12 protein-coding genes and 1 pseudogene are annotated in these 12,266 nt (G+C 65.7%); 8 read left to right on the forward strand and 5 right to left on the reverse strand.

Features of this window, described 5'->3' with window-relative positions; genetic code table 11:
• The first annotated feature begins 46 nt into the window (after positions 1-46).
• Positions 47-463 (forward strand): winged helix-turn-helix transcriptional regulator, encoded by a 417-nt coding sequence (locus tag ACQCSY_RS05820; RefSeq protein WP_427133965.1) that lies wholly within the window; start codon positions 47-49, stop codon positions 461-463.
• A gap of 150 nt (positions 464-613) precedes the next feature.
• Here ACQCSY_RS05820 and ACQCSY_RS05825 read toward each other — a convergent pair.
• The 4 genes and pseudogenes from ACQCSY_RS05825 to ACQCSY_RS05840 form a co-directional block, all read right to left on the reverse strand.
• A pseudogene (locus ACQCSY_RS05825) lies at positions 614-973 on the reverse strand (IS1380 family transposase); the annotation flags it as partial.
• Positions 974-1,269: 296 nt separating this feature from the next.
• On the reverse strand, positions 1,270-2,028 hold the full coding sequence (locus ACQCSY_RS05830; RefSeq protein WP_427133967.1) for an SGNH/GDSL hydrolase family protein: 759 nt from the start codon (positions 2,026-2,028) through the stop codon (positions 1,270-1,272).
• A gap of 694 nt (positions 2,029-2,722) precedes the next feature.
• A protein-coding gene (locus tag ACQCSY_RS05835; RefSeq protein ID WP_427135584.1) for an IS5 family transposase occupies positions 2,723-3,566 on the reverse strand; the annotation gives its coding sequence in 2 pieces (ribosomal slippage) (positions 2,723-3,259 and positions 3,261-3,566; 843 coding nt in all).
• 467 nt (positions 3,567-4,033) lie between these two features.
• The gene (locus ACQCSY_RS05840; RefSeq protein ID WP_427133969.1) at positions 4,034-4,240 is read right to left on the reverse strand and encodes a hypothetical protein; all 207 of its coding nucleotides are present in this window, start codon (positions 4,238-4,240) and stop codon (positions 4,034-4,036) included.
• A gap of 86 nt (positions 4,241-4,326) precedes the next feature.
• Here ACQCSY_RS05840 and ACQCSY_RS05845 point away from each other — a divergent pair, with 86 nt between their 5' ends.
• From ACQCSY_RS05845 to ACQCSY_RS05870, 6 genes are all read left to right on the forward strand, one after another.
• Complete coding sequence (locus ACQCSY_RS05845) at positions 4,327-5,337, forward strand: IS30 family transposase (protein WP_427133971.1); 1,011 nt, start codon at positions 4,327-4,329, stop codon at positions 5,335-5,337.
• 37 nt (positions 5,338-5,374) lie between these two features.
• Entirely contained in the window at positions 5,375-7,003 is a 1,629-nt protein-coding gene (locus ACQCSY_RS05850) for a putative transposase (protein WP_427133973.1), read from the forward strand.
• A 186-nt stretch (positions 7,004-7,189) separates the two neighbouring features.
• Positions 7,190-7,762 carry a hypothetical protein gene (locus ACQCSY_RS05855; protein WP_427131098.1) on the forward strand — a complete coding sequence of 191 codons (573 nt, stop codon included), beginning with the start codon at positions 7,190-7,192 and terminating at the stop codon, positions 7,760-7,762.
• A 49-nt stretch (positions 7,763-7,811) separates the two neighbouring features.
• Entirely contained in the window at positions 7,812-8,726 is a 915-nt protein-coding gene (locus ACQCSY_RS05860) for a DDE-type integrase/transposase/recombinase (RefSeq protein WP_427133974.1), read from the forward strand.
• Positions 8,727-8,731: 5 nt separating this feature from the next.
• Positions 8,732-9,256 carry a Mu transposase C-terminal domain-containing protein gene (locus ACQCSY_RS05865; RefSeq protein WP_427133976.1) on the forward strand — a complete coding sequence of 175 codons (525 nt, stop codon included), beginning with the start codon at positions 8,732-8,734 and terminating at the stop codon, positions 9,254-9,256.
• On the forward strand, positions 9,253-10,062 hold the full coding sequence (locus ACQCSY_RS05870) for an ExeA family protein (RefSeq protein ID WP_427131094.1): 810 nt from the start codon (positions 9,253-9,255) through the stop codon (positions 10,060-10,062). The genes ACQCSY_RS05865 and ACQCSY_RS05870 overlap by 4 nt, the downstream gene beginning before the upstream one ends.
• 118 nt (positions 10,063-10,180) lie before the next feature.
• Here ACQCSY_RS05870 and ACQCSY_RS05875 read toward each other — a convergent pair whose 3' ends face one another.
• Positions 10,181-11,515 (reverse strand): DUF2254 domain-containing protein, encoded by a 1,335-nt coding sequence (locus tag ACQCSY_RS05875; protein ID WP_427135701.1) that lies wholly within the window; start codon positions 11,513-11,515, stop codon positions 10,181-10,183.
• Between the two features lie 193 nt (positions 11,516-11,708).
• Between ACQCSY_RS05875 and ACQCSY_RS05880 the strand changes: the two genes are divergently transcribed.
• Positions 11,709-12,245, forward strand: coding sequence for a DUF421 domain-containing protein (locus tag ACQCSY_RS05880; protein ID WP_427133978.1), 537 nt, complete (start codon positions 11,709-11,711; stop codon positions 12,243-12,245).
• The last annotated feature ends 21 nt before the right edge of the window (positions 12,246-12,266 follow it).

The following is a 12,266-nucleotide window of genomic DNA, read 5'->3' on the forward strand; positions in this document are numbered from 1 at the left end:
GATTGCTTCCCAGAAGAGAGTACGCACTTTTAGGTAAGGTACGTACATGAAAGTAAGTACCCCGCCCAGCCAGCCGCTCGTCCCCATACTGGACGGGGTGTTTCCGGCCGGTTGTCCCAGCCGGACCGTGCTTGACCACGTCTCCAGCAAGTGGGGTGTGCTGATCCTGGTCGCCCTGGCAGAGGGCACGCAGCGCTGGAGCCAACTGCGCCGCCGGGCGGATGGCATCAGCGAGAAGATGCTGGCCCAAACCCTCAAAACGCTCGAAGGGGACGGGTTCATCCACCGCGATGCCCAGCCCGTCATTCCGCCCAGGGTCGACTACAGACTCACCAGCCGCGGCTGCGACCTTGTGGCACTACTGAAGCCAATGGTGGACTGGATAGCCGAGCACGCGGCCGAAATCCTCAATGACCAGCCTGCCGTGGATTCCCGGCCGGACACGCAAGGGGCTCCTGCCTAAGCCTTGATCCACCGATCCGCGGTTGGTCCTGTTGGATTTCGGGGTCGACCGCGGATTCTGGTTTTGGGCATGGCAGATCGCCGGCCTCGGTGCCGGTGGTGTTCCGCTGGATGTTCCTGGTCGGGCCGTTTCCGGCGGGCGGGCGGGGTTCTATGCCCCTTCCGGTGGGGCGTGGACGGTTGTGAAGAGCTCTTCCCAGGCGGTTTTCCAGGGCCACGCTTCCGGCAAGTGAAGGCGGATGCGTCGGGCGCTGGTGGCGATGCGGGCCGGGATCGTGCCGGTGCGGGCCTTGCCGAAGGGGCCCGCGGCGAGGATTCCGGCGGCCCGGGTGAGGTTATAGGCCATGACCGCGGCAGCGAGCCATGCCGAGTTCGCGGAAAAAACACCTGAGGGCATATGAGCCAGCGCACTGTCCTTCAGATCGGCATTCACCTGCTCAATCTGAGCGTGTTTGCGGTGGGTCTTGTCCGCGGCGACCGTGTCCAGGACGGCGGCGTCCACGGTGGTGAAAGCAGAACGAATAAGAGACCGCCGCCTGGCATTCGTGGCGCTTGGTGCAGGCGACTTGTGGTCAAAATGGCGGCTGATGCAGACGACTTCGGAAACTGACAATTTTTGGCTGCCGAAAAAGTGGTTGACGGGTGTTGCGGTGGGGGACCCTCAAAATAGACGATCGTCATCTGCAAACGAAGTTGATTCGCACCCGGGCGGCCTGCAGGGGGATCATCGGACAATTCGTCCGTTTGGCAAGTCTGGTCAGTGCGTTCACCACGGGAGGCCCCGATCTCGGGGCCAAGGTCGTGCGCCTAATTGGTTGAACTCCGCCCGGCCGAAAACCGTAAGTGCCATGCATTCGTTCGATTCCCCGCCGACCGGCAGGTGGCTAAGGAGTCACTCCGCATAGTGCAGACCAGCAGCCGTTCCATCTGCTCTTTGAGGTAGCGCTGACCTGCCAGGCTCGGGTGGTCCCCGTCGGGGCCGAGAAGCTGTTCGGTGTGCCCGGCAATCCAGTGTTCGGCGATGGGGTCGATGAAGGTGGCGCCCACTTTAAGGGCTGCGGCTTTTTCCACGTCCCTGACCTGGAGCAGGTCAGGTTCCGGGTCGTTGGTATAGGCGGGCGGCCCGATGACGATCAGGGACGCGTTCGGGGCTTTGTCGTGTGCCAGTGCGTAGGCGGCTGCCGCGGCCCGGTGAAGTTCGACCGGGTCGGATCCGACGTCGTTTTCGGATCCGAAGAAAACCACGGCTTGAGTGCCTTCCGCGACTCCGGCTGTCACCTGGGATGCGAAGACGCTGCCGTCTCCGCCCGGGCTGAGGTAGCCGGAGCCGTCGCGGGCAGCGTTGACCAAGTGGAGTGGCCGACTGTCAGTGGCGGAGGACTCATTGATCAGGTTCGGCCACGCGTCTGCGGGCGAGGTACCGTGACCTGTGCTGAGGGAATCGCCGACGACAAGAACCTGGGCCGGGGAATTCTGCACGGCGGGGCGCGGGGGCGCGGTCACCGACCAGGATACGCTCGCGGCCAGAGCGGTGACGGCAATGGCAGTCGCTGACAGAACATGCATGGTCCGCTGCGTGCGCCCCGTTCTTATCAGGGCCCTTTGGTGAGCGGCGGGGGAATCCTTCATGATCTTCTTTCGATATTCGCCGGGCTCCATGGTCACGTTCGGCCGGCACGGTTGATTGTGTCAACCTGACCGGAGCCCACCATGATGGCTCGAACGGCACCCACCTGCGTTGGGAAAACGGAAACTACGGGCGGCGGAAGGCAGACTCCCGCGGTCGCATATGACCTCACAGCCCGTTTCACTTCCGCCTTATCGGCCCCCATGTCATTTTCGGAGCCAAAAAACAGGACAACCTTCGTTCCAGCGGTGACGGACTCCCTGGCCTGGGATCCAAAGGTCTGCCCGTCGTCCCCTACGCTGACATACCCGCTCCCGTTTTTCGAAGCAGTTACGGTCTCCGGCGGACGATCGTCTGATTGAACGTCAATCCTGATGAGATTTGGCCATGCCTCCTCGGACGTGGTTCCATAGCCGGTGCTGAGAGAATCCCCGATAATGACTACACGTCCCATGGCAGCGGGGACTGCCTGTCCCGTGCGGGTTGCCGGCGGGAAGGACATCCCAAGGGAGCGAATTAGCCCCAAAAAGACAGCGGCCACGGAAAATACGCGCAGCGGCAATCTCGGTCTGCCCGTTCCTATCATTATTTCGCGAGTATCCTTCACTGCGAATCCGTTCCTTTGTGCCTGTACTAGGGCGTGTCTCCTAATCGTGTGCTCCAGATGACGACGGCGTGCAGAACGGCCGCTGAGCGGTAGGTGAGGGCCAATTTGTCGTAGCGAGTGGCCAGGGAGCGCCATTGCTTGAGGGTGTTGAAACTGCGTTCGACGACATTGCGCCGCTTGTACGCGTCCTTGTCGTAGGTGACGGGCCGTCCTCCGGAGGAGCCCCTGCGTTTCCGGTTGGCTTTCTGGTCGTCCTTTTCGGGGATGACGCATTCAATGCCACGCCCGCGCAGGTAGCTCCTGATCGCTTTGGATGAGTAGGCTTTGTCAGCCATGGCCCGGTCCGGGCGGCTGCGGGGCCGGCCGGGACCTTCCCGTTCGACCTTCAGGGCATCCATGAGGTTTTCAAACATGGGCGAGTCCCCGCCCTGCCCGGGCCCCAGGAGCAGGACCAAGGGGCGCATGTTGCCGTCAACCAGGGCATGGATCTTCGTGGTCAGGCCGCCGCGGGAGCGTCCGACGGCATGATCATCCGGCTCATCAAGCAGATTCCTGTAATTCGAGAGGTCCCCCTGTGTGGCGGGGAAGGTTCGTGCCGTGCTGGTGGGCACGGTTGACCGTGGAGTCCACCGACACCTCCCAGTTGATCAGCCCTTGTGCGTCGGCACGGGTCAACAGCGCAGCCAGCACCCTGTCCCAGGTCCCGCTGGCGCTGTTGCGGCGGTGGTGCTTCCACACGGTCTTCCACGACCCGAAATGGGAAGGGAGATCCCGCCACGGGATACCTGCCCGGTAGCGGTAGATGATGCCCTCTGTCATCAACCGGTGGTCATTGAACGGCCGCCCCGGTTTCCCCGACGAATCAGGCATCAACGGGGCAATGAACTCCCACTGGGCATCGGACAACAAGGCATAACGCGAACTCACCACTCAATTTTGCCAAAAAGCCACCCCCAGCATTAGGAGACACGCCCTAGCTGGGGGCGGGAGGGATTGCTTCGCGTCGACGAAGCTACACGCTGTTGACGTCCAGACGATCTCTTCCGGAATACGTCCATGAACGGTTCGATGTGGCTATTCGTGCACGCCGAGCCGCGGACCAAGATGCAGACCGGAGCGACTGGCAGTGGCGGGCCGCGTGGTGCAGATAATCTGCCACCCGCACAGCGCCCGGGAGCGGTCGGGCAACCCTACGACCTCGTCCGCCCGCCACCCCCGGGGAGGCGCAGCGGCAAGGAAGCGGGCAAGAGCTGTCATCCATGACCCACCCGGTCGGGCGAACGTTTGTAAAGTGTTCACGGCAAGGCCGAGCCAGTCAGGCATCGTTGCGACTTAAGTCATAGCGTGTCGTCTACCCTCCCTAACGCGTAGCTGCCCCAGAAGCAGAATCCACTCAGCAGGAAAACCCAGACCGCATTAATCTGAGGAGCGCCGCTCACCTCAATGTCGGTTCCCGCACTGAAGGTAACCACCGCCAGCAATGCATAGACCAAGCGTCCCGTTCTGATCGGCAGAGGGTTTTCTTCCTGCTCGTAATCCCTCACGAAACCCTCGATTCTTGTGCGCGAGTCCAGTTGATGTACGCAAAGGTACTCCCGGGAGCGTGCGTCTTACAACGCCATAAAACCTTATGGAAGATATAACTCGATCAGCGCCGTTCCGCCAGTACTCGGGCATTCTGGGCCAGATCGGGAACTGCCAGATCGGGGTGTCCGTGCACGCGGCCGCCGACGCGGCGTCCTGCCCGCTGAACTGGCGGCTCTTCGTCCCCGAGGCCCTGGGACGATACCTGCGCGGAGACGAACGGGACCGCCGCCTCCATCGAAGCCCGGCGGGAGCGGGCGGGGATCCGGACACGGTCCGGCACCGCACGAAATGGTCCCAGGCGTTGGAAATGATTGATGAGGCCGCCGTCTGGGGGCTGACCCCGCCGGTGGTCGTGGCCGATGCCGGGTATGGGGAAATCACCGCGTTCCGCCAGGGCCTGACCGGGCGCGGTTTCAGGTACGTGCTCGCGGTCAAGGCCTCCACCAGCGCCCACCGGCCCATGCGGTGCCCGGACCCGCACCCTACAGCGGACGGGGACCCCGCGGCGCGGACCGGTACCGGGACACCCCCTGACCGCAAATACCTGCACATCGTCCACGAAACGATCTACCAGGCCCTCTACATCCGGGGCCGGGGCGGGCTGTCCCGGGAGCTCGTCAAATGTCTGCGCACCGGCCGGGACCGGCGCAAACCCAACAGATCAATTGCCCGCAGATCCTCCAGATTCGCCGGTGAGGTGTTGATGATCAGTGACCGGCCGGAGGCGGCGGGCGACCGTTCCGTTCCCGGGGCCTGGGAAGGTGACCTGGTCGTGGGCACCCAGAACCGGACCGCGATCGCCACGTTGGTCGAGAGGAGCACCCGATACCTGCTCCTGGTGCACATGCCCGGGAACAACCGTGCCGAGGACCTGCGCGACGGACTCGTCAAGGCGCTGGCTCCGTTGCCGGCAGCCTTACGGACATCGCTGACCTGGGACCCAGGGCTCTGGACATGGGCGTGTAATCGTTGTGGTGGATCGTTGATTTTCCGGGGTTTTTGTTCAGTCACAATCCTGTTTTCATGCCCCCGATGTGAGATAATAAGGGTGTGATTATTTCGGGTGTTTGTGGGGTGGGAAGATGGGCATGATGACCGCTCAGCCCCCTCTGCCCCTGGTGCCCGAACCCGATGCCGTGGTCATTGGCGCCGCGGCCGTTTTGCTGGAAAACGAGACCGACGGCGGCAGGGTCTTCCTTAACGGCCAGCTTGTGTGGGGCTGGGACGCCGGCCAGGACGATCTGCGTCGCCTGGCGGCCGTGCAGTTGGTGCGGATAGAAGCGGCCCGGGTCAATGAGGTTGCTGCCGGGTTCGGTGTCACGGCGGAATCGTTGCGGCGGTGGCGCAAGGCGGTTGCCGGTGAAGGCGCGAGCGCGTTGGCCCCGGTGAAGAAGGGCCCAAAAGGTCCCAGCGTGCTGACCGGCGAGAAGATCATCGAAATCCGCCGCCGCCATGAGGGCGGCGCGAGTCTGCGGGCAACGGCGCAGGCCGCCGGGGTCTCCACCGACACGGTCAGGCGCGCCCTGGCCTCCCGGCCACCGACGCCGGCCCGGACCATGGCCCCTGGCGAAGGGCAACCATCCGGTGAGTCCATCACCGTGGCACAGCCGGGGCTGCCGGTCCTGCCGGCGGCGACCGATCGGTCCGTGGAACGGGCCGCGGCACGTGCCGGGCTCCTTGAGTGCGCGGCCCCGGTATTCACCCCGGCCGCCCGGGTTCCGCTGGCCGGGTTGTTTCTGGCGTTACCTGCCCTTGAAGCGACGGGGTTGCTGGCGTGTGCGAAGGCAACCTTCGGTGCGCTGCCGGACGGATTCTACGGTTTGGAGACCGTCCTTCTTGATGCTGTTTTCCGTGCCCTGGCCGGTGAACCCCGGGCCGAGGGCGCAACCCGGTTCGACCCTGCCGCGTTGGGGCGGGTGCTGGGGCTGGACCGGGCACCGGAAGTGAAAACGATCCGCCGCAAACTCGGCCTGCTGGCCGGCACGGGCAAAGCCGACGAGCTCCTGAGGGCCATGGCCATCAAACACCTCGGCACCAGTACCGGCAGTGGTGGTGAACCGGGTGAAGACCTGGCCGCCATCTTCTACGTTGACGGGCACGTGCGTGCCTACCAGGGCACGAAGAAGATCGGCAAGGTCCACTCAACCCGGTTGAAGTTCCCGGTCCCGGCCACGGAAGAGACCTGGGTCTCCGATACCACCGGCGCCCCCGTTCTGGTGGTCATGGCAGAACCCGGGGCCGCGTTGACCGGGGAACTCCGCCGGCTCCTGCCCTCCCTGCGCACCATCATTGGCGATGACCGGCGCGTGCTGGTCGGCTTTGACCGGGGCGGCTGGTCACCGGCCCTGTTCGCGCACATGACCGCCGCAGGCTTTGACGTGTTGACCTGGCGCAAAGGATCCACCGAAGACATCGCAGAGGACCACTTCACCAAGGTCACCCACACGGACGACCGCGGGGAACCACGGTCCTGGATCGCGGCCGACAGCCACGTTGACCTGCCCCTGGGTGCGACCGGGGAGGTGTTGCGGATGCGGCAGATCAGCCGGATCGTGCCCACCCGTGGCGGCCGGTCACGGCAGATCCACATCCTCACCACCACCTGGGAGATGCCGGCCGGGGAGGTCATTTACCGGATGGTGTTATGCGTCGCAGGGTTTGGCGGTGGGGGCGTCTTTGCCGGTGACGATGCAGGTTTTCCCCGGGGTGTCTTGATTTAGTGCCGTTGGCGGCGTCAGGCTGACGATGACCGGATAGGACGAACGGCCCGGCGTGAGGTTTCGAAGGTCCACGCCGGGCCGTTCTGACGCGTAAAGGGCGCGCTGATGCTCACGGTAAATCATGATGCTTTCTCTGTCGAGTCGGATCTTCTGACCGGACGTCTGGCCTGCCCGGGATGCCGGGGTGTGCTGCGCCCGTGGGGGTGGGCGCGGGAGCGCCGGATCCGCCATGGCACCGGCATGGGTCAGGACCTGCAAAACCACCGTCCGCGCCGCGGACGCTGCGCCGGGTGCTCGGGCACCCATGTGCTCCTGGGCGTGGAACTGGCGGCCCGAAGGGCCGATGAGGCGGCGGTGATCGCCGCCGCCGTCGAGGCCAAAACCGCCGCGGGCCACGGGCACCGGAGGATCGCGGCCCGGCTGGGCCGGCCCGCGTCCACGGTGCGCGGCTGGCTGCGCTCTTTCGCGGCCTCCGCCGGCCCGATCCTGCGCGCCTTCACCGCACTGGCCCACCGCGACGGGGCCGATCCTGCCGGGCTCTGGCCCGCCCCGGCCCGGACCCCGGCAGGGGCGGCGCTGGCCGCGGTCACCGCATACGCGTCGGTGCTCGCGGACCGGTTCGCCGTCGCCGCGCTGCCGTGGCAGAGCACCGGGCTCGCCGCGTCCGGCCCGTTCTTCTTCAGCACCGGACGGTGGCAACACGAATTGGCCCTTACCCCGGCCGCCGGGGACGGCAAGGGTGAAGGAAGCTCCGGCTGACCTGGCCGGGGCCATCGCATTCTGAGCCTTTTGAAAGGACAGCGTCCCCATGACAGACGCCAAACCGAAGCGCGGGCCCCTGGCCCGGAAGGACCGGGCGGAGAAGACCGCCCTGTTCCGCTACCAGCTGATCCGCGGCGCCGCGGACAAAACCCTGACCTGCCGCCAGCGCGGGCCCATGGTCCGGGCCCTGGCCGCCGCCGAGCATACCGGCCCGGACGGGCAGCCCGTGCGCTACTCGCGCGAAACCCTGGACCGGTGGATCGGTGCCTGGCAGCGTGAGGGGTTCGACGGGCTCAAGCCGCGGGAAAGGGCCGCCGGCCCGGTGACCCCGGCGACCGTGCTGTCCCTGGCCGCGACGCTGAAGCTTGAGCGTCCGCACCGCACCGCGGCCCAGGTCCGCCGGATCATGGCAGAGACCCTCGGGGACGCCCCGTCGGAGTCGACGCTGCTGCGCCATTTCCGCACCCTGGATATCCCCACCGGCACGCAGGCGCAGGCCACGGGCCGGTTCGAAGCGACGGCCCCGAATGAAATCTGGGTGGGTGACGGGCTGCACGGGCCCCGGATCTGCGGCCGGAAAACCTACCTCTTCGCGTTCCTGGATGATCATTCCCGGTTGGTCACCGCGGCCCGCTGGGCGTTCGCCGAAGACGCCGTGAGGCTCTCGGCGGCGCTGCGGCCGGCCCTGCAGACCCACGGAATCCCCGACGCGGTCTACGTGGACAATGGCAGTGCTTTTGTCGACGCGTCCCTGGCCAGGATCTGCGCGAGGCTGGGCATGAAACTGATCCATTCCAGGCCCTACCGGCCCCAGGGCAGGGGCAAGATCGAACGCCTGTTCAATACGGTGACCTCCCAGTTCCTCTCCGAGATCACCGTGATCGACGCCCGGTCCAGACGCCCGTTCCGGGCACCGGGGAAGATCCTGCCGGCAGCGCGGTCACCTCGCTGGAGGAGCTGAACGCCTTGTTCACCTCCTGGGTGCAGATGGTCTACCACCGCGCCGTGCACTCCACCACCGGTCAGACGCCGTTGGCCCGGTGGGACGCCGGCTGGGAAAACCGGCGCCCGGACCGCCGGGACCCGGACGTGATCGCCGAAGCGTTCCGCTGGTCCGCGACCCGCAAGGTCACCAAAACCGCGACGGTGTCCCTGCAGGGCAACACCTACCAGGTCGACCCGTCCCTGGCCGGTGCCCGCATCGAGCTGGTCTATGACCCGTTCGATCTCACCGGCCCGGTCGCCGTGACCGCCGCCGGCGGCGTCCCGGCAGGGGAAGCGGTCCTGCTCGAGATCCGCCGCCATGTCCACCCCAAGGCCGTCAACGCCACCAAAGACGCCGACACCGGCGCGAAGAACGCGGCCTCGGGCATCGATTACCTGCGCCTGGTCGAAACCCGCCACAAAACCGCGATGACAGGCGCCCCGATCAGCTTCGAGAAAATGGCTGCCACCGGCGCCCCGGCCATGGCCGCGGGAGGGACCCTGTGATCGAGAACCTGCAAACGCACTATGGTTTCACGGCCATGCCCTTCGGCCGCTCCATACCGGTGCAGGCGCTGCACCCGCACCCCGGGCACCGCGAGGCGGTCGCCCGGATCCAGTGGTGCGTGGACCAGCGCCAGACGGGGGTGATCACCGGGGAAGTCGGCGCCGGCAAGACCGTGGCCGTGCGCGCGGCCCTGGCCCAGCTTGAGGCGTCCCGGCACCAGGTGATCTACGTTGCGGACCCCACGGTCGGGATGCGCGGGATCCAGTCCCAGATCGTCACCGCCCTGGGCGGACAGCCCGCCTTTTATTCCGGGGTGCTGGCGCATCAGACCGCGTCCCTGCTCGCCGGGGAACTGGACGAACGCGCCCGCCTGCCCGTGGTCGTGATCGACGAGGCCCACCTGCTGGCGAACACCGACCTGGAAGCGCTGCGAATGCTCACGAACAGCGGACTAGATACCGGCTCCCACTTCGCGCTGCTGCTCATCGGCCAGCCCACGCTGCGCCGGCGGCTCAAACTCGCGGTCCTGGCCGCCCTGGACCAGCGGGTTTCCACCCGGTTCGCGATCACCGGAATGGATCTGACCGAGACCGCAGCCTACATCCGCCACCACCTCAAATACGCGGGCAGATCCGACACCCTGTTCTCCGATGACGCGGTCGCCGCGATCCACCAGGGCTCGCGCGGCTACCCCCGGGCAGTGAACAACCTCGCAGTGTCCGCCCTGATCGCGACCTACGCGGCGGGCAAGGCCATCGTGGACCTCTCCGCGGCCCAGTCCGCGATCACGGAGAACAGCGAGTAAAACACGCCGTCACCAATGACCACCGCCGCGTCAGCACGGCGATCAACGCCCCGCCGGTCACCATCCGGCGGGGCGCTTTCATGCCCGTCCGCCGCCACGGACCGTGACGGCCCCATCGTCAAATAACGCGACCGGTAACACCTATGGAGTCGGCCGTGTCCAGCAGGTTTTTTCGTTCGGGGCCTGAGTAATCCCCGGCGCCGATGGCGTGGCGCATGCGGCCCAGGTGGTCCTGGATCTCCGTCCGGTACTGGCCCTTCCGGTCGCACCATGCAAGTTCGTGAAGGAGCCCCAGGAGGCGGCGCGCGACGGCCGCGTCCGCGGCGCCGTATTGCCGGGGCTGGTTCATCGCCATGTCGAGCAGGTCCCGGAGCGTGGGAAGTGACAGCACCACCCTGACGCGCCCGTCCTCGTCGGTCACGTGCTCCGGGCCGGGGTTCCTTCCCGCCAGCCGGCACAGCAGGGCCGAGAGGTGCCCGATGACGTGCACTGCCGTGGTGGGGTCGTTGATGCCCGGCGAGAGTGCCCGCGCGGCGACATCAACCAGTTGCCGGAACCCGAACCCGACGTCCTGGACGTTGGTGCGTTCATACCCTGTTGCCGCAGCGGCATTGACATCTTTGGCCAGCTTCTCGCGGGCCTCGTGTCCTATTGTTCTTCCCGGTTCGGCCGGCCAGGCGGTAGCGAAGGGAACGCCCTCCACCAGGGAGCTGCCCGGTTCCCGGTCTATCCGTACCACGGCACCGGAATCTTCCGCGGCCTGCAGGAGTGCCCCTTTATCCAGCGAAGTCAGGAAGCCTGAGGAGCTGGATTCGACGAGGAAGGCGCCGGACGCCGGGACGGGCTCGGGCCCGCGTGCGGGCCGGTCCTCGGGAAAGACCCGGTCAATGGATTCCCGGGTTTCCCTGTTGACGTTGCGCATCATGGTTTCCACACGGATCTCCCGGGTGAGATGCGCCAGGAAAAGCACCAGCCCGACGACGCTGGCTATGGCAAGGGCGAACGCGAGGGTGACCGAAATTTCCGGTACGAAGGCGGTGTTTCCGTTGCTTTCGTCGCGGACGCTGCGCAGGACCGTCAGCGCGAAGGCGAAGGATGCCAGAAAGAGGGCCAGCGTTCCGTGCACGAACCGGTCGGAAGTGAAGGTCCGCAGCAGCCGCGGCGAGAATTGGCTGCTGGCCAGCTGCAGCGTGACCACGGTGAGCGAGAAGGTCAGGGACGTCACCGTAATCAGGGACCCCGAGATGGCTTGCAGGACCGACCTGGCCGCTTCAGGGCCTCCGCTGAAGAGAAATACACCGACATTCTCGGGCAACTGGCCGTCGACAACGGAATCCAGAGCAGGCAACGCCACACCCAGCACCACGGCGAGGGCAACCGCCAACGCCGGGAGAGGCCATAACTGGGTCCGCAGCGCGTCCAGCCAGTGCGCGGCCCGCTCGTTCTTCAGCAGCGGTCCGCCTGTAGTGAAGGCACTTCAGTCATAAGCTCCTGCTCTTCCTGCCCGAAGGCCAGCTTTCGACGGGCGATTCAGCTTCCCTGCCTACTGTCCTTTGGTTTGCAGCTAACCGAACCGGAAATACCCAGCGTACTGTCAGTGACGTTCCCCTGTCCCTGATATCGGCCGACTACCGTATCGAAGGAGCATGAAGCGTATGTGGTTCGATTCCTGGGCGGATATTCTCCGTGTCCTGATCATCGGTTCAGTTTCGTATGCTGCCCTGGTGGTGGTCCTGCGGGTTTCGGGCAAGAGGACGTTGGGGCAGCTCAACGCGTTCGATTTCATTGTGACGGTCGCCTTGGGATCCACGCTCGCGACGATCCTGCTCAGTTCTGACGTTGCCTTTTTTGAGGGTCTGACGGCGTTGGCGCTGCTCGCAGGCCTGCAGTTCGTCGTCGCGTGGGTGTCCTCGCATGTGCCCGGGGCCAGATCTGCAGTGACGTCCAAGCCCGTGGCACTCGTTGTTTTTGGAGAACTTCAGCATGCCCAACTGCGCAGAAACCGTCTCAGCGAATCTGAGGTGCTGCAAGCGGTGCGTGGCACCGGATCCGGCGACCTCGCCGACATTGCAGCGGTGGTGCTTGAAACCAACGGGACCATCAGCGTCATTCCCAAGAGCAAACTCGGCGATGGGCCTGCTCTCGATAGTGTCCACCATGCTCCGTGGTCCGGACGTTCATGACAGAACAAGGGCCCAGTGCCG

Source organism: Pseudarthrobacter sp. S9 (assembly GCF_050156545.1).
Classification (GTDB): Bacteria; Actinomycetota; Actinomycetes; order Actinomycetales; family Micrococcaceae; genus Arthrobacter.

Excerpts from the sequence above, each read along its gene's own strand:
- ACQCSY_RS05820 (WP_427133965.1), top strand. The coding sequence starts at position 47 with ATGAAAGTAAGTACCCCGCCCAGCCAGCCGCTCGTCCCCATACTGGAC.
- ACQCSY_RS05845 (WP_427133971.1), top strand. The coding sequence starts at position 4,327 with ATGGAAGATATAACTCGATCAGCGCCGTTCCGCCAGTACTCGGGCATT.
- ACQCSY_RS05850 (WP_427133973.1), top strand. The coding sequence starts at position 5,375 with ATGACCGCTCAGCCCCCTCTGCCCCTGGTGCCCGAACCCGATGCCGTG.
- ACQCSY_RS05830 (WP_427133967.1), bottom strand. The coding sequence starts at position 2,028 with ATGCATGTTCTGTCAGCGACTGCCATTGCCGTCACCGCTCTGGCCGCG.
- ACQCSY_RS05860 (WP_427133974.1), top strand. The coding sequence starts at position 7,812 with ATGACAGACGCCAAACCGAAGCGCGGGCCCCTGGCCCGGAAGGACCGG.
- ACQCSY_RS05880 (WP_427133978.1), top strand. The coding sequence starts at position 11,709 with ATGAAGCGTATGTGGTTCGATTCCTGGGCGGATATTCTCCGTGTCCTG.